Source organism: Streptomyces sp. NBC_01142 (genome assembly GCF_026341125.1).
In the GTDB taxonomy this organism is placed as follows: Bacteria; Actinomycetota; Actinomycetes; order Streptomycetales; family Streptomycetaceae; genus Streptomyces.
The window spans coordinates 1,527,087-1,551,645 of record NZ_JAPEOR010000001.1 but is presented as its reverse complement, the minus strand read 5'-3'; the positions used below and the strand labels follow the sequence as shown (position 1 = coordinate 1,551,645).

At 69.7% G+C, this 24,559-nt stretch carries 24 protein-coding genes; 15 read left to right on the top strand and 9 right to left on the bottom strand.

From position 1 onward, the window contains the following. Positions 1-26 precede the first annotated feature (26 nt). Both OG883_RS07310 and OG883_RS07305 read right to left on the bottom strand, forming a co-directional pair. On the bottom strand, positions 27-1,274 hold the full coding sequence (locus tag OG883_RS07310) for a spermidine/putrescine ABC transporter substrate-binding protein (RefSeq protein WP_266536571.1): 1,248 nt from the start codon (positions 1,272-1,274) through the stop codon (positions 27-29). A 72-nt stretch (positions 1,275-1,346) separates the two neighbouring features. Continuing rightward, positions 1,347-2,861 (bottom strand): gamma-aminobutyraldehyde dehydrogenase, encoded by a 1,515-nt coding sequence (locus OG883_RS07305; protein WP_266536569.1) that lies wholly within the window; start codon positions 2,859-2,861, stop codon positions 1,347-1,349. Positions 2,862-3,036: 175 nt separating this feature from the next. On the opposite strand from OG883_RS07305, the gene OG883_RS07300 reads away from it, so the two are divergent. After that, complete coding sequence (locus tag OG883_RS07300; RefSeq protein ID WP_266536567.1) at positions 3,037-3,609, top strand: NADAR family protein; 573 nt, start codon at positions 3,037-3,039, stop codon at positions 3,607-3,609. An 85-nt stretch (positions 3,610-3,694) separates the two neighbouring features. Here the strand turns inward: OG883_RS07300 and OG883_RS07295 are convergent, their stop codons facing one another. Continuing rightward, on the bottom strand, positions 3,695-4,423 hold the full coding sequence (locus OG883_RS07295; RefSeq protein ID WP_266536565.1) for a DUF4190 domain-containing protein: 729 nt from the start codon (positions 4,421-4,423) through the stop codon (positions 3,695-3,697). A gap of 110 nt (positions 4,424-4,533) precedes the next feature. On the opposite strand from OG883_RS07295, the gene OG883_RS07290 reads away from it, so the two are divergent. From OG883_RS07290 to OG883_RS07270, 5 genes are all read left to right on the top strand, one after another. Next, positions 4,534-5,562, top strand: coding sequence for an adenosine deaminase (locus tag OG883_RS07290; protein WP_266536552.1), 1,029 nt, complete (start codon positions 4,534-4,536; stop codon positions 5,560-5,562). A 20-nt stretch (positions 5,563-5,582) separates the two neighbouring features. Beyond that, positions 5,583-6,293 (top strand): glycerophosphodiester phosphodiesterase, encoded by a 711-nt coding sequence (locus OG883_RS07285; RefSeq protein ID WP_266536543.1) that lies wholly within the window; start codon positions 5,583-5,585, stop codon positions 6,291-6,293. 166 nt (positions 6,294-6,459) lie between these two features. Beyond that, entirely contained in the window at positions 6,460-7,689 is a 1,230-nt protein-coding gene (locus OG883_RS07280) for a sensor histidine kinase (protein ID WP_266541327.1), read from the top strand. Continuing rightward, complete coding sequence (locus OG883_RS07275; RefSeq protein ID WP_266536540.1) at positions 7,686-8,435, top strand: response regulator transcription factor; 750 nt, start codon at positions 7,686-7,688, stop codon at positions 8,433-8,435. The genes OG883_RS07280 and OG883_RS07275 overlap by 4 nt, the downstream gene beginning before the upstream one ends. A gap of 75 nt (positions 8,436-8,510) precedes the next feature. Then, positions 8,511-9,692 carry a serine hydrolase gene (locus OG883_RS07270; protein ID WP_266536539.1) on the top strand — a complete coding sequence of 394 codons (1,182 nt, stop codon included), beginning with the start codon at positions 8,511-8,513 and terminating at the stop codon, positions 9,690-9,692. A gap of 186 nt (positions 9,693-9,878) precedes the next feature. Here the strand turns inward: OG883_RS07270 and OG883_RS07265 are convergent, their stop codons facing one another. From OG883_RS07265 to OG883_RS07255, 3 genes are read right to left on the bottom strand one after another with little or no spacing between them, the layout of a single operon-like run. Next, complete coding sequence (locus tag OG883_RS07265) at positions 9,879-10,433, bottom strand: hypothetical protein (protein ID WP_266536537.1); 555 nt, start codon at positions 10,431-10,433, stop codon at positions 9,879-9,881. 32 nt (positions 10,434-10,465) lie between these two features. Then, complete coding sequence (locus tag OG883_RS07260) at positions 10,466-10,996, bottom strand: HXXEE domain-containing protein (RefSeq protein ID WP_266536535.1); 531 nt, start codon at positions 10,994-10,996, stop codon at positions 10,466-10,468. 13 nt (positions 10,997-11,009) lie between these two features. Continuing rightward, positions 11,010-12,173 (bottom strand): spermidine/putrescine ABC transporter substrate-binding protein, encoded by a 1,164-nt coding sequence (locus OG883_RS07255; protein ID WP_266541325.1) that lies wholly within the window; start codon positions 12,171-12,173, stop codon positions 11,010-11,012. Positions 12,174-12,335: 162 nt separating this feature from the next. On the opposite strand from OG883_RS07255, the gene OG883_RS07250 reads away from it, so the two are divergent. Together OG883_RS07250 and OG883_RS07245 are read left to right on the top strand one after the other, a co-directional pair. Next, positions 12,336-12,698 (top strand): DUF1304 domain-containing protein, encoded by a 363-nt coding sequence (locus tag OG883_RS07250; protein WP_266536532.1) that lies wholly within the window; start codon positions 12,336-12,338, stop codon positions 12,696-12,698. Next, entirely contained in the window at positions 12,695-13,249 is a 555-nt protein-coding gene (locus OG883_RS07245) for a TetR/AcrR family transcriptional regulator (RefSeq protein ID WP_266536529.1), read from the top strand. Before OG883_RS07250 ends, OG883_RS07245 begins: the two co-directional genes overlap by 4 nt. An 89-nt stretch (positions 13,250-13,338) precedes the next feature. Here the strand turns inward: OG883_RS07245 and OG883_RS07240 are convergent, their stop codons facing one another. Continuing rightward, a complete protein-coding gene (locus tag OG883_RS07240; protein ID WP_266541323.1) occupies positions 13,339-14,778 on the bottom strand; it encodes a gamma-aminobutyraldehyde dehydrogenase in 1,440 nt (479 codons plus the stop codon). Positions 14,779-14,944: 166 nt separating this feature from the next. On the opposite strand from OG883_RS07240, the gene OG883_RS07235 reads away from it, so the two are divergent. The 6 genes from OG883_RS07235 to OG883_RS07210 all read left to right on the top strand — a co-directional run bounded on the left by OG883_RS07235 (position 14,945) and on the right by OG883_RS07210 (position 21,202). After that, positions 14,945-15,460, top strand: a complete 516-nt coding sequence (locus OG883_RS07235; protein ID WP_266536526.1) for an Lrp/AsnC family transcriptional regulator — start codon at positions 14,945-14,947, stop codon at positions 15,458-15,460. Next, entirely contained in the window at positions 15,445-16,824 is a 1,380-nt protein-coding gene (locus OG883_RS07230; RefSeq protein ID WP_266536523.1) for an aspartate aminotransferase family protein, read from the top strand. The genes OG883_RS07235 and OG883_RS07230 overlap by 16 nt, the downstream gene beginning before the upstream one ends. A gap of 210 nt (positions 16,825-17,034) precedes the next feature. Further along, entirely contained in the window at positions 17,035-17,763 is a 729-nt protein-coding gene (locus OG883_RS07225) for an ABC transporter ATP-binding protein (protein ID WP_266536520.1), read from the top strand. Further along, positions 17,745-18,917, top strand: coding sequence for a hypothetical protein (locus tag OG883_RS07220; protein ID WP_266536517.1), 1,173 nt, complete (start codon positions 17,745-17,747; stop codon positions 18,915-18,917). The genes OG883_RS07225 and OG883_RS07220 overlap by 19 nt, the downstream gene beginning before the upstream one ends. A 128-nt stretch (positions 18,918-19,045) precedes the next feature. After that, positions 19,046-20,173 (top strand): LOG family protein, encoded by a 1,128-nt coding sequence (locus OG883_RS07215; protein WP_266536515.1) that lies wholly within the window; start codon positions 19,046-19,048, stop codon positions 20,171-20,173. Positions 20,174-20,266: 93 nt separating this feature from the next. Next, positions 20,267-21,202, top strand: coding sequence for a hypothetical protein (locus OG883_RS07210; RefSeq protein WP_266536512.1), 936 nt, complete (start codon positions 20,267-20,269; stop codon positions 21,200-21,202). 728 nt (positions 21,203-21,930) lie between these two features. Here the strand turns inward: OG883_RS07210 and OG883_RS07205 are convergent. After that, positions 21,931-22,290, bottom strand: coding sequence for a hypothetical protein (locus tag OG883_RS07205; protein WP_266536510.1), 360 nt, complete (start codon positions 22,288-22,290; stop codon positions 21,931-21,933). 163 nt (positions 22,291-22,453) lie between these two features. Beyond that, positions 22,454-23,557, bottom strand: coding sequence for a helix-turn-helix domain-containing protein (locus tag OG883_RS07200; protein WP_266536507.1), 1,104 nt, complete (start codon positions 23,555-23,557; stop codon positions 22,454-22,456). Between the two features lie 517 nt (positions 23,558-24,074). On the opposite strand from OG883_RS07200, the gene OG883_RS07195 reads away from it, so the two are divergent. Further along, complete coding sequence (locus OG883_RS07195) at positions 24,075-24,521, top strand: nuclear transport factor 2 family protein (RefSeq protein WP_266536504.1); 447 nt, start codon at positions 24,075-24,077, stop codon at positions 24,519-24,521. The last annotated feature ends 38 nt before the right edge of the window (positions 24,522-24,559 follow it).

The window sequence follows — 24,559 nt, the reverse complement described above, 5'->3', positions numbered from 1 at the left end:
CCCAGTGGTGTCGGGGGAGGGGGAGGTCAGGCGCCGATGAGCTTGGCGAACTTCTCTTCGTATGCCGTCTCTTCCTCGGAGGAGAGCGAGCGGAAGGAGTGGGACTTGGCGGCCATGGCCTCGCCCGGGAGGATCAGCGGGTTCTTGGCCAGCTTGGGGTCGATCTTGGCGAGTTCGGCGCCGACGCCCGCGACCGGGCACACGTAGTTGATGTACGCGGCGAGCTGCGCGGCGACGGGGAGTTCGTAGTAGTAGTCGATCAGCCGGGTGGCGTTCTTCTGGTGCCGTGCCTGCGCCGGGACCAGCAGATTGTCGGTGGCTGTCATGAAGCCGGCAGCAGGGATCGCGTATCTGATGTCCGGGTTGTCGACCTGGAGCTGGATGAGGTCACCGGCCCAGGCGACGCAGGCGGCGATGTCGCCCTTGTCCAGGTCCGAGGTGTAGTCGTTGCCGGTGAAGCGGCGTATCTGCTTCTTGTCGACGCCCTTCTGGAGCCGGTTGATGGCGGCGTCGTAGTCGGCGTCGTTGACCTTGGCGGGGTCCTTGCCCAGGTCGAGCAGGGTCAGGCCGACCGTGTCGCGCATCTCGGTGAGGAAACTGACCCGGCCCTTGAGGGTGGGGTCGTCCAGGAGCTGGGTGACGGAGTCGACCTTGCGGCCGCCGGTGGCCTTGATGTTGTAGGCGATGACGGCCGGAATTCCGGTCCAGGGGTACGAGTAGGCACGCCCCGGGTCCCAGTCCGGGCTGCGGAACTGGGGCGAGAGGTTGGCGTACGCGTGCGGGAGGAGCGACGCGTCGAGTTTCTGCACCCAGCCGAGCCGGATCATCCGGGCCGCCAGCCAGTCCGTGACATTGATCAGGTCACGGCCGGTGTCCTGGCCCGCCGCGAGCTGCGGCTGGATCTTGCCGAAGAACTCGACGTTGTCGTTGATGTCCTCGGTGTACCTGACCTTGATCCCGGTGCGTTTGGTGAACGCCGCCAGGGTGGGCCGGGTCTTCCCGTCCTCGCTGATGTCCATGTACTCGGTCCAGTTGGAGAAGTTGATCTGCTTCTCCTGGTCCGAGTGGTCGTTCGAGGCGGCTGCGTCGCCCTCCCGCTTGGCGGGCGGGATCCCGCAGCCGCTCAGTACTCCGGCGCCGCCGACCGTCAGCGCGCCGACACCCGACGCGCGCAGCAGTGAACGGCGGGAGAGGGCACCCCGGCCGTTCGTCAGGCTGCGGCGCATCGCCGCCAGCTGGGCTGCGGACAGGCCGTCCGGCTCGTTCTGATCCATGAGCTGTGCCCTTTCGGGATGGTGGCCGCTGGTCGGGCGGCCGCGCGGCGGTGGCCGCGAGTGGATGCGGTGCTAGCGGTCCCCGAAGATCGTGCGGTGCCAGTCCTTGCGGACCACCGCCGTGTTGTCGTACATCACATGCTTGACCTGCGTGTACTCCTCGAAGGAGTACACCGACATGTCCTTTCCGAAGCCGGAGGCCTTGTAGCCGCCGTGCGGCATCTCGCTGATGATCGGGATGTGGTCGTTGACCCAGACGCAGCCCGCCTTGATCTCGCGGGTGGCGCGGTTGGCGCGGTAGACGTCGCGGCTCCAGGCGGAGGCGGCGAGGCCGTAGGGGGTGTCGTTGGCGAGCGCGATGCCTTCGTCGTCGGAGTCGAAGGGGACGACGACCAGGACCGGCCCGAAGATCTCGGACTGGACGATCTCGCTGTCCTGGGCGGCGCCGGCGACCAGGGTGGGGAGGTAGTACGCGCCGTCCTTGAGCTTTCCCTGGGGCGCTTCGCCGCCGGTGACGACGGTGGCGTAGGCGCGCGCCCGGTCGACGAAGCCCGCCACCCGGTCGCGCTGGAGGTGCGAGACGAGCGGGCCGAGGTCGGTGGACGGATCGAAGGGGTCGCCGAGGCGGACGGTCGCCATCAGGTCGGCGACGTTGCTGACGAAGGCGTCGTACAGGGGCCGCTGGACATAGGCGCGGGTGGCGGCGGTGCAGTCCTGGCCGGTGTTGATGAGCGATCCCGCGACCGCGCCGTGCACGGCGGCCTCGAGGTCGGCGTCGTCGAAGACCAGGAAGGGAGCCTTGCCGCCGAGTTCCAGGTGGAGTCGCTTGACGGTGGCGGTGGCGATCTCGGCGACGCGCCTGCCGACGGGGGTGGAGCCGGTGAAGGAGGTCATGGCGACATCGGGGTGGCCGACGAGATGTTCGCCCGCGTCCTTGCCCGCGCCGCTGATGACATTGACGACGCCGTCGGGGATCCCGGCCTCCTTCGCCGCCTGGGCGAACATCAGCGAGGTGAGCGGGGTGATCTCGGCGGGCTTGAGCACGATGGTGTTGCCTGCGGCGATGGCCGGCAGGACCTTCCAGGCGGCCATCTGGAGCGGGTAGTTCCAGGGGGCGATGGAGCCGACGACACCGATCGGCTCCCGGCGTACGTAGGAGGTGTGGTCGCCGCTGTACTCACCCGCGGACTGCCCCTGGAGATGACGGGCGGCACCGGCGAAGAACGCGGTGTTGTCGATGGTGCCCGGCACGTCGAACTCGGTGGTGAGCTTGATGGGTTTGCCGCACTGCAGGGACTCGGCCTCCGCGAGGTCGGCCGCCTGGCCCGCGAGTACGGACGCGAAGCTGTGCAGGGCGTCGGAGCGCTCGCCCGGGGTGGCGCCCGCCCAGCCGGGGAAGGCCTCTCGGGCCGCGGCCACGGCCGCGTCCACGTCCGCGGTGCCGGCCAGCTCGTAGGTGTGGACCGTTTCGCCGGTCGCGGGGTTCACGATGTCCTGCGTACGTCCTGATGTGCCGGGCCGCAGCTGCCCGCCGATGTACTGTGCGCCGTCCGCGAAGCGGTGCTGCACCTGGAAGCGGTTGCCCATGACGCTCTCCGTTGTTCCAGCTCGATTTGAGTGCCGATCCTGGCAGAGCGCGACTTCCTCAACAAGTGATTCCGTTGTTGCCTTTTGGTTACGCAACGGAATCGGTCGACCATGTGTCGCGTCGTCCGGCAGATAGCCGTACGGAGTGTCAGTGGTGAATGCCAGACTCGCGTGCATGGGGATGGAAGAACTGATGAACCGGGTCAGCAGCGGGAATCGAATCAAGTATCTGCTCTTCTGGGGCCATACGCCGCGCCGCGAGGACAGGCTCGACGCGAGCTGCCTCAGCCAGTGGTGGCCGTCACCGTTCGTGGTCGACGGCGTGCGTTATGCCACCGCGGAGCACTGGATGATGGCGTCCAAGGCGCGGCTTTTCGGCGATGCGGAAGCCGAGCGGGCGGCGGTCGATGCGGACAGTCCGGCGGCGGCCAAGAAGGCAGGGCGGCTGGTGCGCGGCTTCGACGAGACGATATGGAAGCGCGAACGGCTCGCCATCGTGCGCTCGGGCAGTGTGCACAAGTTCGGGCAGGATCCCGCGCTGCGCGGCTTTCTGCTGGCCACGGGGGACCGGGTGCTCGTCGAGGCCAGCCCGCTGGACCTCATCTGGGGCATCGGGCTGGCCGCGGACGACGAGCGGGCACAGGATCCCGCGCGCTGGCGCGGGCTCAATCTGCTGGGGTTCGCGCTGATGGAGGCACGTGAGGAGCTGCGGGCGCGGGAGCCGCTGCGGCCGGCGGTCGCCGGCTAGCAGCCGGTGGCCGGTGGCCGGACGGTGACGGTCAGCGGGCGGCGGCCCGCTCTGCGGCCGGCAGGTGACGGCTGGCGAGTGACGGCTAGCGAGTGACGTCGACGACCAGGGAGTTGGAGTAGGTGTCGTAGTCGCTTTCGCTGTCCTTCTTGTTCTCCTCGTTGATCGCCGTGGTGATCCCCCAGGCGATCAGGACGATGACGATCGCTCCGATGACGATGCCGATGGTGCCGAGGATGATGCCGGCCAGGGCCATGCCGCCGTTGGTGGCCTCGCCCCGCTGGGCGCGCTTCCTGCCGATGATGCCGAAGATCAGGGCGAGCACGCCCAGGACGATCGCGACCACTCCGTACAGGCAGAACAGGCAGACGGAGAGGATGCCGAGCACCATCGCGGTGATGCCCATGCCGTTCGCGGGGCCGGCCTGCCAGCCGGGCTGGGTGTAGCCCTGGTATCCGGGGTAGCCGGGGTAGCCGCTGCCGTACGGATCGGCGCCGGTGGCGGGACCGTACGCACCGGACGCGGACTGGGGGGTGGCCGGGGCCGCGGGGTAGCCGTAAGGACCGGCGGCGGGCTGGGCCGGTCCGCCCGGGGCTATCGGGGGCGGCGGCACGGCGCCCGTGTCGGGACCGCTTCCGACGCCGGGTATCGAGGTGACCGTCTGCTGGTCGTGCACGTGCGGGTGCGGCGTGGCAGCGGGCTTGTCGAGCGGCACCTTGTTCTGTGCGCCGGAGCTGCCGGAGCTGCTCTCCGGCGGAGCCCACGGGTCGCGCGGCTCCGGCCCGCCGGACGGCTGGGCCTGGTTGTCTGGCATGGTTCTCCCCCATCGGTGGTTCGGTCATGCTACGGCCAGTGCCCCCTGCCGGACCGGGCCGCCTACGATGATCCCTGACCCGAACGGCCCCTTGCACACGGAGGACCCCGATGACCGATCTGCACCCCTTCATCGCGGGGCTTCCCAAAGCCGAACTGCATGTGCACCATGTCGGTTCCGCATCCCCGCGCATCGTCGCCGAACTGGCGGCCCGTCACCCGGACTCGAAGGTTCCGACCGATCCCGAGGCGATCGCCGACTACTTCACCTTCACCGACTTCGCGCACTTCATCGACGTCTACCTCTCCGTCGTGGACCTGATCCGCACGCCGGAGGACGTACGGCTGCTCACCTTCGAGGTCGCCCGTGACATGGCCCGGCAGAACATCCGGTATGCCGAGCTGACCATCACGCCCTTCAGCTCGACCCGCCGCGGCATCGAGGAGAAGTCCTTCATGGCGGCGATCGAGGACGCCCGCAGGGCGGCCGAGGCCGAGCTCGGGGTCGTACTGCGCTGGTGCTTCGACATCCCCGGCGAGGCCGGGCTCGAGGCCGCGGAGGAGACCGCCCGCCTCGCGGTGGATCTGCACCCCGAGGGCCTGGTCTCCTTCGGTCTGGGCGGTCCCGAGATCGGTGTGCCGCGCCCGCAGTTCAAGCCCTACTTCGACCGGGCGATCGCCGCGGGGCTGCACTCCGTGCCGCACGCCGGCGAGACGACCGGTCCGCAGACCATCTGGGACGCGCTGAACGAACTGGGCGCCGAGCGCATCGGTCACGGCACCAGCGCGACGCAGGACCCGGCGCTGCTGGCGTACCTCGCAGAGCATCGGATTCCGCTGGAGGTCTGCCCCACCTCGAACATCGCGACCCGCGCCGTCACCGACATCGACCAGCACCCGATCAAGGAGATGGTCGCTGCCGGTGTGCTGGTGACCATCAACAGCGACGACCCGCCGATGTTCGGCAGCGACCTCAACAACGAGTACGCGGTCGCCGCCCGGCTGCTGGAGCTGGACGAACGCGGCCTCGCCGAACTCGCCAAGAACGCCGTCGAGGCGTCGTTCCTCGACGCGGCAGGCAAGGCGCGGATTGCCGCGGAGATCGACGCGTACACCACCGCGTGGCTCGCGGCCCGCTGACCGGCGCCGGCAACAGGCCCATGCGCACCGTCACTGTCGTGGGTCACCGCGGCGATCCGTACCGTATCCGCGAGAACACCCTGCCCTCGCTCCGTTCGGCGATCGAGCGGGGCGCGGACGCGGTCGAGATCGATGTACGCCTCACCCGCGACGGCGAGCCCGTGCTGCTGCACGACGCCTCGCTGAAGCGGCTGTGGGGTCACGACCGGCCACTCGCCGAACTCACCCGCGCGCAGGTCCGGGCGCTGACCGGCGGCGGGGTCCCGACGCTGCACGAGGCGCTGCTCGCGGTCGGGGAGCACCGCGTGATGATCGATCTGCCCGGGGCTTCGCAGCAGTCGGTACGGACGGTGGTCGCCGCGGTCCGCGAGTGCGGGGCGAGCGAGCGCGTGTACTACTGCGCGGGCCCCGCCACCATGCTCGCCGTCCGCGCCGCCGATCCGTCCGCCGAGCTCGCGATGACCTGGACGACGGCGGCGCCGCCCCGCCCCGCGCTGCTGGAGGCGGTGGGGGCCCGCTGGCTCAACTACCGTTTCGGCCTGGTCGGCCGGGAGCTGACGGACCGCCTCCACCGGGACGGGCTTCTGGTTTCGGCCTGGACGGCCGACACCCGGCGCACCATGCGCCGGCTGATCGGGTTCGGCGTCGACTCGATCACCACCAACCGGGTGGATGCGCTGTCCGGCGTACTTCTTGCTTCGCTCAACGCCCCCGCGGGCAAGGCTTCTTGATCGTTGCGCCATGATGGCAGCCACACTCCGGCACCGGAGGAGCGGCGGACAGATGGCTGACGGAGAAGCGCCCCACAGACAGGTGTCCGACAGACAGACGCGTCACGGACACGTGCCTCGCAGAGAGGTGCCACGCAGAGCGGTGCCTCGCGGGCAACTGACGGACATGCGCCGCGCCGTCAGCGCCCGGCCCCGGGTCCTGGACATCGGTGTCGCGCTGCTGGTGCAGGCGGTGATGACCGTTCCCTGGCTCATCCCCCGTCAGCCCGGCATGCCGGACGCGACACTCGTCGCGTATCTGCTGACCACGCTCACCGTGGTGCCGCTGATCTGGCGCCGCAGGGCACCCGTCGGCGTGCTCCTGGCCGTCGGAGCGGCGCAGCTTCTCTACGTATGCGCGATCGACGGCCCCGGCCAGACCCTTCCGTACGTCGGCCTGGTCGCCCTCTACACCATCGCCACCCTGTCGCCGTCACCCAGGCGCCAGATCGCGGGCGGGCTGGTGATCGCGAGCGTCTTCCCCTCGGTCCGGTGGAATTCGGGCGAGGTACGGGAGCTGCTGTTCTCGCTCATCGTCTTCACCGCCGCGTATGTTCTGGGCCGGCTGACCCATACCCGGCAGGCGTACACCCGCGCCGTGGAGGACCGGGCCGCCCAGCTGGAGCGGACCCACCGGATCGAGGCCGAGCAGGCGGCGGCCCGTGAACGCGCCCGTATCGCCCGCGAGATGCACGACATCCTCTCGCACGCGGTCAGCATCATGATCGTCCAGGCGGAGGCGGGCCCCGTCGCCATCCGCAGCGCACCCGAGCGCGCCGAGGCCGCCTTCGACTCGATCTCGGAGACCGGCCGGGACGCGATGGTGCAGCTGCGGCGGCTTCTCGGCGTACTGCGGGAGGACGGCGCTCCTCCGGACGCCCCGCGGGAGCCTCAGCCCGCACTGGCCGAACTGCCCGCGCTGGTGGAGCGGGTGGCGGGAAGCGGCCTGCGGGTCTCGTACGAAACCGCCGGACGCGCCCGCCCACTGCCGATGGACACCGAGGCCACGGTCTTCCGGGTGGTCCAGGAGGCGCTGACGAATGTGGTCAAGCACGCGTCCGCGAGTGCGGTGACCGTACAACTGACGTACGGGAATGAGGAGTTGATGCTCACGGTCACCGACGACGGGCGCGGCCCCGGCATCACGGCCGCCGACCGTGACAGCCACGCCCAGAGCCAGAGCCAGGGCCGGAGCCAGGGTCAGGGTCAGGGTCAGGGTCACGGTCTGATCGGCATCCGGGAGCGCGCTGCCGCGCACGGCGGCACGGCCGACACCGGCCCCGGTCCGGGCGGCCGGGGCTTCCGCGTCCGTGTCAGGCTGCCGCTAGTAACCTCGCCGCTGGAGGTGGGGAATTGACGATCCGTGTGGTGGTGGCCGACGACCAGGAGCTGGTACGCAGCGGCTTCGCGATGATCCTGGACGCACAGCCGGACATCGAGGTGGTCGCCGAGGCCGGGGACGGCGCGCAGGCGGTGGACGCGGTGCGCAGGCTGGCCCCGGACGTGGCGCTTCTGGACATCCGGATGCCGGGCACGGACGGCATCGAGGCCTGCCGCACCATCTGCGCCGAGAGCGGCTGCCGTGCGGTCATGCTGACCACCTTCGACTCCGACGAGTACGTGTACGAGGCGCTGCACGCGGGCGCGAGCGGTTTTCTGCTCAAGGATGTACGCCGCGACGATCTGGTGCATGCGGTACGGGTGGTGTCGGCCGGCGACTCATTGCTGGCGCCCTCCGTGGCGCGCCGTCTGATCGCCGACTACACCGCGCGCCCGGCAGCAGTCCGCCTGCCCTCCGCCCATCAGCCCTCCGCCCGGCTCGGCCTGCTGGGCCTGCTGACCGCCCGCGAACGCGAGACGCTGCTGCATCTGGCGCGCGGCCTGTCCAATGCGGAGATCGCGGCCGCGCTGGTCGTCAGCGAGCACACGGTGAAGACCCATGTGGGCAATGTGCTGGCCAAGCTGGGGCTGCGCGACCGTATCCAGGCGGTCATCTGTGCGTACGAGACCGGGCTGATCGCTCCCTCCGCGGAGGGAGACGCCGCCCTCGTCTCCCCCGCGCAGGGGAGGAAACCGACGGGCGAGGACCGCTCGCTCCGGTGATCCGCCGAAGCCTTCTGATCAACAGGATGGAGTGCGCCGGCAGTTACGCATTCCACGCCCAGGAGGCTCACCACCATGAACGCCCGTACCCGTACCGTCCTTGCCGCCGCCCTGGTTCTCGCAGTGGCGGGGCCGGCGGCCCCCGCCTTCGCCGACGCTCCTGCCCTTGCCTCCCTCACGACCGGGCACCGGGCCCCGGACAGTGACGCCCTGGACGCCGCGATCGCCGCGCTGCCGAATGCCGACGCGACTGCCGCCCTGGCCCGGGTCGGCGGCACGGAGGGCAGCTGGCGCGGCAGCACGGGCGTCCACGACCTCCCGTCCGGCCGCAAGGCCGACCCGCATGCCCGGTTCCGGGCCGGCTCGGTGACCAAGGTCTTCACCTCCGCCGTGGTGCTTCAGCTCGCCGCCGAGAGGAAGGTCGGCCTCGACCGCCCGGTCCGCACCTATCTGCCGGAGCTGATCCCGGCGGCGTACGAGAAGGTCACCGTGCGCCAGCTGCTGAACCACACCAGCGGCCTGCCCACCCCCGACTTCCCCGGGAAGACCGTGGAGGACTGGTACGCCAACCGCTTCCAGGTCTTCACGCCCCGCGAGATGGTCGCCTCCGCGACGGCGAAAAGGGAGCTGTTCCCCGCCGGCACGAAGCAGAACTACAGCAACATCGGCTACACGGTGGCCGGGCTGCTGATCGAGAAGGTCACGGGCCACTCGTACGAGAACGAGGTCGCCCGCCGCATCATCGGGCCTCTCGGTCTGCGCGGCACCTCCTTCCCCGGCACCGACCCCCGGATCCACGGCCCGCACAACCGCGGCTACCAGAAGATGAAGCTGTCGGACGGCACCACCGGTCTGCGCGATGTGAGTGTGTGGAGCCCCACCGACGGCTGGGCCGCGGGCGACATCATCTCCACCACCGCCGACCTGGAGCGGTTCACCCACGCGCTGTTCCGCGGGCGGGTGGTGCGCGGACCGCTGCTGGAGGAGATGTTCACGCTGCCTCCGGCACGGGTGACCGATCTCAAGGGCGAGCCCGCGATCTACAGCGTGGGCCTGACATCCTGGCAGCTGGGCGGCCGCCGGGTCTGGGGCAAGACCGGAGGCCGCTGGGGCTACAACGCGGGCATCGGCGGCACCCGCGATCTGTCCCGCACCCTTGTGTACAGCGTCAACTCCACCGATGCGAAGGGCGCCGACAGGAACAAGGTCGTGCTCGGCCTCGTCTTCGCGGCATTCGGCACCCCTGACCCGGCCTGAGACACCTTCCGCCGCGCCGGAGCCCGGCAGGACCGACAGCCGGAACCCGGCGGGGCCGACGCACCGGAATCCGGCTGGACTCCGGAGCCGGACCGCGTCACCGGCTGACCAGGACTGCACGGCGGAGGTCGGCCACCCGGCGGAGGTGGGCCACCCAGCAGAGGCCGGCTACCCCGCGGAGGTGGGCTACCCGGCGGAGGTGGGCTGTACGGCTGCGGCGACCGGTTCCGTCGCCGCAGCCTCCGTCAGCGCCTCCAGCCGCTTGATCTTGCGGCGCACGACGTACAGCGGGATCACTCCGAAGACCCCGAACGACATGTCGATGACCGACCACCAGAAGGGGATCCCGCGGATCGGCCCGCAGATCAGGGCGAGCGGGATGATCCCCGCGCAGGCGATCATCCCGAACTCGATGACCCAGATGTTGCGTACGGGATCGCGGTACGGGCCGTAGAAGGCGACCGCGATCACCAGATGCGCAAAGGCCAGCCAGTCCGTGCCGTACAGCACGAACGGGTACTTCTCGTCGGTGGCGTCCAGCCCTTCCCGTACCCGCTCGATCCACTCCATCAGCCCCGGGAAGTGCTCGGGCGCGGGCGAGGCGGAGGACTTCAGCAGATCTTCCAGCCAGCGCATTTCGCTCACCAGCGGGAAGGCGGTCAGCCCACTCAGCACCAGACAGACGATGAAGAGGACCAACCACACGCGTATGTGCCGCAAGAGGGCGCTTCGCTCGCTCATATCCGCAGCGTACGCCCGCGTTTACGCCCTCTTTACCGGGCCCCGGTGACCTTGCGGGCGACCAGGTGCGAGACGATGGTGGCGCCTGCGGCCAGCGCCAGACCGGCCGCCGCGTCGCGTGCCCGAGCGGGCCGCAGGACGCCGGCGCGCCGCAGCCGGCCCCGCGCCCAGAGCGTGAACGGCACCACGATGAGCGGCGAGGTCGCCGAGCCCGGTGTGTAGCCGCGTACCGCCGCGGCCTGGGCGAGATGGACGAGGCCGTGCAGCCCGAATCCGTTCAGCGCGCCCTGGTAGAAGGCGGACCGGCCGCCCGTGCGCCGGCCGGCGACGGCGGCCGCGCCGACGATGGTGGCCATCACCCCCACCGCGACCGCGAATTCACGCTCGTCGACCGACTCCATGGTGCGCCACACCCCCTCGGGAACGTCCGGGAAGCGCGAGCGGAGCACGGGGACGTTCTCCCGTATCCAGCGCGGACCGGCCGCCAGTTCCTCGGCGTCGTGCAGCGCCCATGCGGCCAACAGCCCGTACGTCACAGCAGAGTTCACGCGGTCGTCGTTCATGATCGCGATTCTGCTACAGCCCGGCGATCGAATTCCACCGCTTCGCGAAGGACGCGCGCTCCTCGGCGGTGATGTCGCGGGCGATCGCGAGGCGCTTGCGCATCGCGTCGTCGGGGAAGATCAGCGGGTCCTCGGCGAGTGCGGCCGTCTCCTCGTCCTTGGCGGAGGCCAGTACGTCACGGGCGGCCGGCACCGGGCAGACATAGTTGACCCAGGCCGCGAGCTCGGCCGCGACCGCGGGCTCGTAGTAGTGGTCGACGAGCGCTTCGGCGTTGCGCTTGTGCCGGGCGAGGTTGGGGACCATCAGGCTCTCCGCCCACAGCTCCGCCCCCTCCTCCGGCACCACGAACTCAATGTCCGGGTTGTCGGCCTGGAGCTGGATGACGTCTCCGGAGTACGCCTGACAGGCCAGTACGTCCCCGGTGGAGAGGTCCTTGATGTAGTCGTTGCCGGTGAAGCGCCTGATGTGTTTGCGCCGCGCCAGCTCCTCCACCTGCTCGCACACCTCATGGAAGTCGTCCGCGGTCCAGCGAGTGACATCGACGCCGTTGCCCTGCATCAGCAGCGCGAAGGACTCGTCGAGCCCGGAGAGCAGGGTGACCTTGCCGCGCAGATCGTCCGCCCACAGGTCGCCGGTCTGCCGGATCTCGCGGCCGAGTTTCCTGCGGTTGTACGCGATGCCGGTGATTCCGGACTGCCAGGGGACGCTGTGCAGCCGCCCCTCGTCGAAGGCGGGCGAACGCAGTTGCGGGTCGAGGTACCTGGCGACATTGGGCTGCTTGGCGCGGTCCATCTCCTGCACCCAGCCGAGCCGTACGAACCGGGCGGCCATCCAGTCGCTGACGACGATCAGATCCCGCCCGGTCTCCTGATGGTTCATCAGCGCGGGGCTGATCTTCCCGAAGAACTCGTCGTTGTCGTTGATCTCCTCGGTGTAGCGGACGGAGATCCCGGTGCGTTCGGTGAAGGCGTCGAGGGTGGGGCGGCGGGAGGTGTTCTCGTCGTCGGTGTCGATGTAGAGCGGCCAGTTGGCGAAGTCGAGAGTCCTCTCGTGCGCCGAGACATCGCGCCGGGCGCGGTCTCCGGGCTGTACGTACGCTGCGGGTACGCCGCAGCCGGCGAGTGCAAACCCTGCCGCACCACCGCCGAGAGCACGGAGCAGGGACCGCCGGGACATGGGGTTCATCCGGATCGCTGGCACGTCCGCAGAATGCCGGTAGGTGTGCACCCACAGCAATGGACGCTGCGTCGACCGCTGCGCGTCCCGGCCGACACCTTGTCGATCATGGACATGTGTCTATACTTACTGGACAAGCGTCCATAAAATCGAGGGTCGGTCATGAACACAACGGCACATGTCCTGGTCGGCCTGGTGGCCGCGCTGCACGTGTACATCCTGGTTCTGGAGATGTTCCTGTGGCAGCGCAGACCCGGCCGCGGCCTCTCCGGCTTCGATGCGGAGATGGCCCGCGCGACGGCCCCTCTCGCCGCGAACCAGGGCCTGTACAACGGCTTCCTCGCCGCGGGCCTCATCTGGGGCCTGATCGCCGCGGACCCGACCGGATGCCGGGTACAGGTCTTCTTCCTCAGCTGCGTGGTGATCGCCGGGCTGTACGGCGGCGCCACCGCGAACCGCCGCATCCTGGTGGCACAGGCCCTGCCGGGTGCGCTCGCACTGGCGGCCGTGCTGGTCGCCGGATGAGCGACCCGCGGGCGGAACGCACCCGGGCCCGGCTGCGCGAGGCGCTGCTTCAGGAGTGCGCGCAGCGCCCGCTCGAAGAGGTGAGCGTGGCGGCGCTGGTGCGCAGGGCGGGTCTGGGCCGGGCCACGTTCTATCTGCACTACACGGACCTGCAGGCACTGGCGGTCGACGCCTGTGCGGAGGTCGTACGGGATGCGGTCGAGGCCCTGCACGCCTGGCGCGGCATTCCGGTCCCGGACGCTCCACCGCCCGCGCTGACGGCCTTCTTCACGGAGCTGGCTCCGCACACCGCGCTCTACCGGACCCTGCTGCGCGAGGGCGGGAGCGGCCCGCTGGGCGATCTGCTCCACCGCGAACTGCGCGAACGCAGCCGCGGGGAAAGGGAACTGGCGGGCGCACCGGCCATGGACCTGATCGCCTCGGCGGTGGCGGCGACGTTCGCGGGCGTCCTGGCGGACTGGCTCCACGGCCTGATCGACGCCACGCCCGAGGCGATGGCTGCCCAGGTCTGGCGACTGCTGCTGGCCCTGCACAGAACGCCCGTTGCATGAGCGCGGGGCGCGGGAAATGCTCCCGCGCCCCGCACTCGTACTACCGGCTACCGGCTACCGGCTCGCTGCCCGCTCGATCCCGGCGGATGTCAGCCGTCGAGCGACGTCATCACGTGCTTGATGCGGGTGTAGTCGTCGAAGCCGTACGACGACAGGTCCTTGCCGTAGCCCGACTTCTTGAAGCCGCCGTGCGGCATCTCCGCCACCAGCACGATGTGGGTGTTGATCCAGACGCAGCCGAAGTCCAGCGCCTTGGACATCCGCATCGCCCGTGCGTGGTTCTTCGTCCACACCGACGACGCGAGCGCGAACTCCACGCCGTTCGCCCACTCCACCGCCTGCGACTCCTCGTTGAAGGACTGGACCGTGATCACCGGGCCGAAGACCTCGTTCTGGATGATCTCGTCGTCCTGCTTCAGACCCGAAACGACGGTCGCGGCGTAGAAGTAGCCCTTCTCCCCGACCTGGTGGCCGCCGGCCTCGACCTTGGCGTGCGCCGGCAGCCGGTCGATGAAGCCGGAGACCTGCTTCAGCTGGTTGGCGTTGTTGAGGGGGCCGTACAGCACGTCCTCGTCGTCCGGCGCGCCCGTCTTGGTGTCGGACGCGGCCTTCGCCAGCGCCGTCACGAACTCGTCGTGGATCGACTCGTGCACGAGGACACGTGTCGCGGCCGTACAGTCCTGGCCGGCGTTGAAGTACCCCGCCACCGAGATTTCCTCGACGGCCTTGGCGATGTCGGTGTCCTCGAAGACGACGACCGGCGCCTTGCCGCCCAGCTCGAGGTGCACGCGCTTGACATCCTTGGCCGCGGACTCGGCGACCTGCATGCCGGCCCGTACGGAACCGGTGATGGAGGCCATCGCCGGCGTCGGGTGCTCGACCATCGCACGGCCGGTCTCCCGGTCGCCGCAGATGACGTTGAAGACACCCTTGGGCGCGATCGCGCCGATGATCTCGGCGATCAGCACGGTCGACGCGGGCGTCGTGTCGGACGGCTTGATGACGACGGTGTTACCCGCCGCCAGCGCCGGCGCGAACTTCCAGACGGCCATCATCATCGGGTAGTTCCACGGCGCGACCTGCGCGCAGACGCCGACCGGCTCGCGACGCACGATGGAGGTGAAGCCCGCCATGTACTCGCCGGCCGAGCGGCCCTCGAGCATCCGCGCCGCACCCGCGAAGAAACGGATCTGGTCCACCATCGGCGGGACCTCTTCGGTACGGGTGAGCCCGAGCGGCTTGCCCGTGTTCTCCGACTCGGCCGCGACCAGGTCCTCGGCCCGCTCCTCGAACGCGTCCGCGATCTTCAGCAGCACCTTCTGGCGCTCGGCCGGGGTCGTGTCGCGCCAGGCGGGGAAGGCGGCCGCGGCAGCGTCCATGGCGGCGTCGACGTCGGCCTGCCCGGAGAGCGGCGACGTGGCGTACACCTCGCCGGTGGCCGGGTTGATGACGTCGATCGTCCGCCCGTCGGCGGCGTCCCGGAACTCCCCGTTGATGTAGTTGCGCAGACGACGCAGCTCGGTGGTCACTGTTGCCACCCCTCCTGTCAGATGTCCGATGGGTGAGACACCCCACCCTAATAGCTCTGGTGACGCTTTCGACAGACCCGACCCCCCTCAACTTCGGATTCAGTGAGATCGGGACCACTGAACGACGAATTTCATCGCTCAAGGCTTGCGAGACAGACGAGTCGCAGTGCAGAGTGAGCTCGTGGCCAGTCGTAGCGCAGACTCCAGAACCGGAAGCGGTTCGTCCCCATCGTCCCCGACGATCGACGCCGTGTCCCTCGCGATCATCGAACAGCTCCAGGAGGACGGGCGCCGCCCGTACGCCGCGATCGGCAAGGCCGTGGGCCTGTCCGAGGCGGCCGTGCGGCAGCGCGTCCAGAAGCTGCTCGACCAGAACGTGATGCAGATCGTCGCCGTCACCGACCCCCTCACCGTGGGTCTGCGGCGCCAGGCGATGGTCGGCATCCGGGTCGAGGGCGATGTCGACCCGGTGGCCGAAGCGCTCACAGCCATGGCCGAGTGCGAGTACGTGGTGATGACCGCGGGCTCCTTCGACCTCATGGTGGAGATCGTCTGCGAGGACGACGACCACCTGCTCGAAGTGATCAACAAGCGGATACGCGCGCTCCCCGGTGTGCGATCCACCGAGAGCTTCGTCTACCTCAAGCTCAAGAAGCAGACCTACATGTGGGGAACCCGATAGCCGTGAGCAAGGACCTCTCAAAGACCGCCTACGACCACCTGTGGATGCACTTCACCCGCATGTCGTCGTACGAGAACTCCCCCGTGCCCACCATCGTTCGCGGTGAGGGCACCTACATCTTCGACGACAAGGGCAAGCGCTACCTCGACGGCCTCTCCGGTCTGTTCGTCGTCAACGCCGGTCACGGCCGTCACGAGCTCGCCGAGACCGCGTACAAGCAGGCTCAGGAGCTCGCCTTCTTCCCTGTGTGGTCCTACGCCCACCCGAAGGCGGTCGAGCTGGCCGAGCGGCTCGCGCAGCACGCCCCCGGCGACCTCAACAAGGTCTTCTTCACCACAGGTGGCGGTGAGGCGGTCGAGACCGCCTGGAAGCTGGCCAAGCAGTACTTCAAGCTCAAGGGCCAGCACACCAAGTACAAGGTCATCTCGCGTGCGGTCGCCTACCACGGCACCCCGCAGGGCGCCCTGTCCATCACCGGCCTGCCCGCCCTCAAGGCCCCCTTCGAGCCGTTGGTACCGGGCGCGCACAAGGTGCCGAACACCAACATCTACCGCGCGCCGATTTACGGTGACGACCCCGAGGCCTTCGGCCGCTGGGCCGCCGACCAGATCGAGCAGGAGATCCTCTTCGAGGGCGCGGATACGGTCGCGGCCGTGTTCCTGGAGCCGGTGCAGAACGCCGGCGGCTGCTTCCCGCCGCCGCCCGGGTACTTCCAGCGGGTCCGTGAGATCTGCGACCAGTACGACGTGCTGCTCGTCTCGGACGAGGTCATCTGTGCCTTCGGCCGCCTCGGCACGATGTTCGCCTGCGACAAGTTCGGCTACGTACCGGACATGATCACCTGCGCCAAGGGCATGACCTCGGGCTACTCCCCGATCGGCGCGTGCATCATCTCCGACCGCCTCGCCGAGCCGTTCTACAAGGGCGACAACACCTTCCTGCACGGCTACACCTTCGGCGGCCACCCGGTCTCCGCGGCCGTGGGCCTGGCCAACCTCGACATCTTCGAGAAGGAAGGCCTCAACCAGCACGTCCTCGACAACGAGGGCGCGTTCTTCGACACCCTGAAGAAGCTGCACGATCTGCCGATCGTCGGCGACGTCCGCGGCAACGGCTTCTTCTACGGCATCGAGCTGGTGAAGGACAAGACGACCAAGGAGACCTTCACCGACGAGGAGACCGAGCGCGTGCTCTACGGCTTCCTCTCGAAGGCGCTCTACGACAACGGCCTCTACTGCCGTGCCGACGACCGCGGCGACCCGGTCGTCCAGCTGGCGCCGCCGCTGATCTCCACGCAGGAGACCTTCGACGAGATCGAGGGAATCCTGCGCAGCGTCCTCACGGAGGCCTGGGCGAAGCTCTAGCCGCAGCAGGTTCACGGCTGGTTGCTTACGGCTGACGGCCCGGGGCACCCCTCACTCATTCGGCCATCCGAGTGGGATGGGGTGCACCCGGGCCGTGTGCTTCCCGACACCCCGGTTCTGAATCCTTAGCGTGCCGAGTGACCGATCGGCCCTCTCTTCGTTCCCCCGTACGGGGGAGGGGGAAATCTGATCAGAACCGAGGTGTACGCCATGGTGGCTCCGCCGGACAACGATGTGCTCTGGGCACGCTCCCTGCACCACTCCCACAACGGCTCGCCCGCACTCGTCGGTGTATCGCTGGGTGTACGGGAGGGCGAGATCCTCGCCGTGAACGGGCCGCGCGGCAGCGGCAAGACCACGCTGCTGCGGTGCCTTTCCGGTCAGCTCGTCGCGCAGCAGGGCGAGGTGTGGTTCAACAGCTCCCCCGTGCACACGCTGAGTCCGCTGCTGCGCGAGCGGCTGCGGCGCGACCGCTTCGGCTGGATCGACCCCGAGCCGACGCTCGTCCCGGAGCTGACGGCCTGGGAGAACGCGGCGCTGCCGCTGCTGTTGCGCGGGGCGTCGCACCGGGCGGCGAAGAGCGCCGCGATGGAGTGGCTGGACCGGCTCGACATCGGCGCGTGCGCCCGTAAGCGGCCGCATGCGCTGCTCCAGGCGCAGCAGCAGCGGGTCGCCACCGCGCGGGCCCTGGTCACCACGCCGTTGGTGCTCTTCGCGGACGAACCGACGGCAACTCTGCACCGTGCCGACCGGGCGCATGTGCTGCGTACGCTGACGGCCGCGGCCCGTTCGCACCGGATCACCGTCATCCTCGCCACGCACGACGCGGAGGTGGCGGCGCTGGCGGACCGTACGCTCACGCTCGTCGACGGCCGACGCGTCAGCTCTCTCGCCACCGCAGATGCGGAAGGCCGAGCGGCGTGCTCGCTCTCCGTCTAGCCCGCGGAACGCACCCGCTGATCCTGCTGCGCCGGCTGATGGTCGCGGCGGCGTCGGCGGGGGTCGGTTTCCTGCTGCTGTGCACGCTGACGTACGCGCTGGCTCACCCCGACGACTCCACCGCCTCGACGCTGCGTCTCCTCTGGTGTCTCATCCCGCTCGCAGCGACGGTGCACTTCGCGCTGGCGGTGGCCCGTACGGACCCGAGTACGCGCCCGCGTAGCGGCCTCTCGGCGGTCGGCCTCGGCCCCGCACGACTCGCCGTGCTCGCCGCGGTCTCGACCGCCGTCGCCAGCACTCTCGGCAGCTCGGTCGCGCTGCTGTTCTTCCTCCATCTGCGGGGCGATCTGACGGGGCTGCCGTTCGACGGCGCGGAGGCCGAACTGCTCGCCGCGGACCAGCCGCTGCCGCTGGCGGCCGCGCTGACCCTGCTCGCCCTGGTGCCGCTGCTGGCCTCGGGAGCCGCCGCGCTGACGCTGCGCCCGCGCCGGGCCAGGCCGGGCACCGAGCCCGAGACTCCGGCCGCCCCGTCCGCGGCGCCGCCGGGACTGCCCTGGGGCGTCGCGCTGACCGCGGCGGGCCTGGCCATGGAGACGTACGCGAGCGGTGGCGCCCCGGGTACACCGCTCCCCCTCCCCGGCCAGTCCGAGGGCAGCCCGGCCGGCGTCCTGGCGGGCTGGGCCCTGACGGCACTGGGCCTGGCCATGGCGGGACCGGGCATCACCCATCTCTGCGGCCGCATCCTCCAGACCCTCCGCCCGGGCGCCACCCGCCTGTTGGCGGGCCGCATCCTGATGGAGGAGTCCCGCCGCATCGGCCGCCCGCTGGGCGTGATGTGTGCGGTCGCATCGGCCGCGATCACCGCGTCCGCCGTGTACTCCTCGTCGGGCCCCTCGCCGGACCCGGTCCCCTTCGGCCCCCTGACCGGCCTGGGCGCGGCACTGGTCATCACGTGCACAACGGCAACGCTGCTGACCGCGCTCCTGGAGGCCAGGCACGCCCGCGCCGACACGACGGAGGCACTGGTCCGCATCGGCACCCCCACGGCGATCTTCCGCAACGCAACTGCCCTGCGCGCGGCAGCGCTGCTGACGGTTTTCACCCCCCTGACCCTGTCGGTGGCGACCCTTGCGGCGGCCCCGTTCTCCAGGTGACCCGGGGCGGCCGACCGGGCACGGGGGTCCGGGGCAGTGCCCCGGTTCCGGGGAGGGGCGGGTTGGGGTGGGGGAGCCCTCCCCTCCCCGCTCGGACCGCCTCCGACCCAGGGGCCTATCGTGGCCGCATGGTTCAGGGACATGGACAGCAAGCGCACACCCACGACCGGGAGATCGAGACCCTCGAGGAGTTCGATCACGTCGTCACAGCCGGCTCACTCGTCGGGCACCGTGTCCAGTCCGTCGACCTGACGGAGCGTACGTTCGCCCTGCTGTCCCGCGACACCACCGGCGCCGTCTTCCTCGGCTGCCCCATGCAGCCCGACGCCGCCGCCAAAGTCCGTGCTGACGGCGCGCTCGTCTTTCCGCCCGTCCCCGGCCTGCCCTTCGACCCTTACCGCGGGCTGCTCTACTGCCCCGACGAGCTCTTCGAAGGCCTCGCCCCCGGCGGCTACGACGCCACCCCCGACGCCCGCGCCTACGCCTGGTTCCAGGAGACGAAGGCCGACGGCGACATCTTCGCCTCGATGCTGCGCTCGATCCACGACGACGCCATCTCCGACGCCCTGGACGAACTCCTCGTCGGCGCCCGCGTGGTGGGCGTGATGGGCGGTCATGCGATGGCTCGCGGCACGGACGCGTACGCCGGTGCCGCCCGCCTCGGCCGGGCATTGACCCGTGCCGGGTTCACCGTCGCGACCGGCGGCGGGCCGGGCGCCATGGAGGCCGCCAACCTCGGTGCGTACGCCGCCCCGCACGCCGACGAGATGCTGGACGAGTCGCTCGAACTCCTCGCCAAGTCACCGTCGTTCAGCCCGTCCATCTCCGACTGGGCGGGCGCCGCCTTCGAGGTGCGCGACCGCTGGCCGGGCGGCGGCGACTCCGTAGGCATCCCCACCTGGTTCTACGGCCACGAGCCGCCGAACGCCTTCGCCGGCCACATCGCGAAGTACTTCGCCAACGCCACCCGCGAGGACGGCCTCCTCGCCCGCTCCAACGCGGGCGTGATCTTCCTGCCCGGTGCCGCCGGCACCGTCCAGGAGATATTCGACAACGCGACCCCGAACTACTACGAGTCCCGCGGCGAGCCGACCCCCATGGTCCTCGTCAACCGCGCCCACTGGACGGAGAAGCTCCCCACCTGGCCACTCCTCCAGTCCCTCGCGGCGGGCCGCCCGATGGAGTCCCGTATCGCGCTGGTCGACTCGGTCGAGGAGGCCCCGCAGGCGCTGCGCCGGCTCGCGGGCCGCGCATAGCAACCAGTACGCGCCCAAAAGCAACTTCCGGGGCCGAACTCACGTCTGGCAGTCAGTCGGAACGAAACTGCCCCCACGTGAACGGAGCCCCTGGTGCTCATCGGCCTACTGACCGCTGTCGCCGCCTCGATCTGCTACGGCACGGGGTCAGTGCTGCAAGCCGTCGGATCCCGTAAGTCCGCCCGGCGCGAGTCGGCGGCGACCGGTGTCACCCAGCACGGCGGGCCGAATCTGTCCTCCACCGCCAAGGCCGCGATGACGTGGGAGTTCATCGTCGGCACGATCCTGGACTTCGTCGGGTTCGGCCTCGGCGCGCTGGCGGCTCGCCTGCTCCCGCTCTTCCTCTCGCAGACCGTGATCAGCGCCAACCTGGTGGTCACGGCCGTGCTGAGCGTCAAGCTGCTCGGCATCCGGCTGACCCGCGCCGAGTGGACCTCCATCGGCGTCGTCTGCTCGGCCCTGATCCTGCTGGCCACGGCCGCAGGCCCGGAGGGCAGCGGCCACACCCCGATCGCCACCCATTGGTGGCTGCTGGCCATCTCGCTGCTGCTGATGGTCGGCGGCACAGTCGTCGTCCGTCTGCTCGGCGCACGCGCCGCGATTCTGGCGGGCCTGCTCTCGGGCCTCGGCTTCGGCGCGCTGGGGGTGGGCGTACGCATTCTGAACGGCATCGACCCCTTCGACCTGGGCGCCCTGCTCTCGGACCCGGCGCTGTACGCGATCCTGGTGGCCGGCATCGGCGGCATGTACCTGCACACGGTCGCGCTGCAGATCGGCTCGGTGAACGGCGCCACGGCGGCGCTGGTGGTCGGCGAGACCGTGCTGCCGGGCATGATCGGCGTGCTGTGGCTGGGCGACTCCTCGCGCACGGGCTTCGCCTGGATGGCGATCCTCGGCTTCGTACTGGCGGTGGCGGGCGCGGTTGCGGTGGCCTGGTTCGGCGCGCCGGAGGCCCATGGCACGGAGGCGCAGCCGGAGGAGCCGCAGGCGGAGGAGTCCCGGCCCGAAGGGCTCACCGCAGTCCGCTAGGACCCGTCCGCCCGTCCGTTACCCGGCAGGTAATGGAGGCGGGGGCTCCCTGCCCAGGTCACAGACCCCACCCTCGGCACTCACCGGCTGTGGGGAGCCGGATAGGGAGCCACGGCGCGCTTACAGCGGGCTTCTGTCTGTCCCTGTGGCTGTCGCACCGCCACTCGCCTTGAAGATGCCCCGCGGTCGTGCCACCACGGGCGATCAGAGCACTCGGAGGCGGGTCTGCGTGCCCAACCGCGTCACAAGGAGTCACCCCCGCTTCGTCGGTGGACCGTGGACCATCTGTGGACGGGGCCCGTCGAACGGGCCATGCGTGAGGCCGCTCGGCCGTCACGCGAGAGAGCCTCGTGGCGGTTCACGTGGCTCTCTCGCGAAGCGGCAGACGGGTGTGACCAGTTGTGATGCGGCCGACATTTCCTTGCTCGACCCGGAGCCCCCGCCCTCCCCGTAGTCGGGCCGGCTCGCGATCACTCAGCGGGAAGCAGGATCACGTCAGGGTGTAAGCGGCTCAATGCACAAGAGTTTGCGCGGCCATTCAGAGGATCGCTCGCGTGCGGAGTCGCGGCTCGCTCCCGGCGACCCCAAGCGCTCCTTCGGTCGCCAGAACCCCAAGGGCCGGAGACCTCCTGGGCACAAGTTGCTCCCGCCTCGCGTCATCGCCCTGCGCGGATACACCCGATGCCCCTCGTACTGCACGAGAGGGCGCCACGGGAGTGATGCGGCGGTCAGGAATAGACGGTCGTCCAGTCGCCGCTCTGCGAGGCGGGCACCCACGCGTTCGTCTCCCCGAAATATCCAGCGAAAGAGCAGGAGCTGTTCTTGTAGAAGGTGACGGTGACCTCCCCCTTCCACCACCAGCCCCCGATCCAGGTGTCCTTGCCCGGGGTGCCGAAGCATCCCGATGCCACATCGCCGTTCTGGTTGTATCCCTGGATGCGGATGGAGTAGGCGACGCTGCTGCTGTCGTGGAAGTGGATCTGCTGGCCGTTCGATGCAGCAAACGACTGGCCGGCGGACCCGAGTACTCCAGCGAAGGCAAGGGCGGCTGCCCCGGCGGTGGTGGCGACCTTACTGCGCAAGCTCACATTTCCCCCATGAGATGGATCTTGGGCGCACCCTCGCCGGGCAGCGAGGAGGCGCGGAGACACAACTGTTACAGACCGTCACTATCGATGGTGTACCGGTCAGCAGACGGGACAGTGCCCCCGTGGCTGCGCTCACGCTGAGGCGGGGTCTCCAGCGGTGAATCTAGGCCCGAGCAGCGCGCGGTGGTGTGCGTGACGTGCAGGGTTTCTGTGCTCTGCGTGCCGTGGGGACCAGGGAGAGCGCACGGTGTTCGGTAGGGGTGATCCCGTAGGCTTCGCGGAATGCCCGGCTGAACGCGGTGGCGGTGGAAAAGCCCCAGCGAGCCGCGATCGCTTGAACGGGCTGACCGCCCAGTTCCCCGCGTGCGAGGTCGGCGTGGGCGCGCTCCAGCCGGCTTTGGCGGATACGTGCCGCGATGGTCAGCTGCTGGTCGCCGAAGAGGGCGTAGAGACCCCGCAGGGACATGTTGTGCCGATCAGCGATCACTTGAGGAGTCAGACCCGGGTCGCCGAGGTTGTTCTCGATGAAGCGGTAGATCCGCTGCAGTGTCTCCTGCGCACGGGCCTCGGCAGGCGCCTCATCCGGGTCACCGAGCTGCTGCGCGAGAAACGCGGTGGCCAAGTCGAGGGCGACGGACCCCATCCCACGCAGCTCTTCCGGGCCACAGCGCGGGCCGTGTGTCAGCAGCGTCTTCAGGAAGCCGGCGAGGATTGCCCCTGACCCCACGTCTGCAGCCATGCCCTGTGCGAGGAGGCGGTCCACCCGGTCCGGGCGCAGCGCCAGGTCCGGACGGGGAATCTGCATAACCACCGTCTCAACCCGCCCGCCTGTACATTCCCCCTCACTCGGTCGTGAGGTGTCCGTGAGCACGAGTCCCCCCGCGACCACCGATTCGTTGCCCCGCTGAGAGATCCTGAAAGCACCTTGTGTGACGAGCGCCAGCTGCAGGTGCTCGGGATCGCCACGCCGGACATGAGCCAAGGTGCGGCGCGAGAGCACCGGTGAGCAAGCCAAAGCAGACAACCGCACCACGCCCAGATCCAGATCCGTGACGCTCGCCCGGAAGTCGGCCGCATGCTGGGTGCTGAGCATGACAGGCATCACATCGCTGGACACTGTCTCGCAAAACCAATCGAACCTGTCCTCACACGCCACGTCAGCATCCAACGCAACCAGCAATCCCATGCGATCCCCCACGCCTTTGACGTGGCAGCGAACCAGCCCCTCACCGGTTGTCGCACAGCCGTGCTTCACCCCCACCGCCACGTGATCAATTATCAGACACATGCATTCGGACACACGCTCGGCCCGTTATGGCGTTCGCCGACGAGCCGGCCGGGCGCAGCGGCGCCCGGCCGGCCGACACGTCACGCGAAGCTCGGAGGCCCTGGCCGTCGCTAAGGACTCGGCCCTGGGCAGTGTCTTCAAATGATCTTGGATGGTGGATCATGGAGTCGTGATAGGTCGCCCTGAACTGTCCGATGCCGAGTGGGAGTTCGTCCGGCCACTACGGGATGTGGGTGACGCTTCACACCCGATTCCGCCGGTGGGCGGAGGACGGCACGTTCGAGCGGATGCTCCGGGCCGCCCAGGCCAAGGCGGACGCGGCGGGCGACATCGTCGGCTGACGACCATGGACCATCCGCGTTTACGTCGGGAGGCGGGGCCGTATGCCCCGCCTCCCGACGCTGTCGTCTTACCCGCCAGGTAATCGACCCCGGCAGCGGGCAGCAGCAAGGATCGGCCCCGTGCACGGAACACGGAACACGACGAAGGGGCCGGAATGAGCACCACGACCACCACCGACCGCACCCGCGCCACCGTCCAGGACTTCCTGGGGCGGGTCGGGGAGGGCGGGCCCGACCGTATCGCCGCACTGTTCGCGGAGAAGGTCGACTGGGAGATCGCCGAGAACCCGACCGTGCCCTGGATCCGGCCCCGCACGACGCGCGCCGACGTCGCGGACCACTTCCGTGCCCTGGCCGAGGGGCAGACGCCCGACCCGGACGCCACGAGGGTCGACGTGATCGTCGTGGACGGTACGGAAGCGATGCTGAGCGGGCAGCTCGCCGGCACGGTACGGGCCACCGGGAAGTCCTTTCGGTCGCCCTTCGCCATGCGGCTGACCGTCGAGGACGGTCTGATCACCCGTTACCGCGTGTACGAGGACAGCCTCGCGATCGCCGCCGCCTGCGCAGGCGACAGCGACAGCGACAGCGACAGCGACTGAGTCCACCGCTGAGTCAACGGGCTGAGTGAATGACCGAG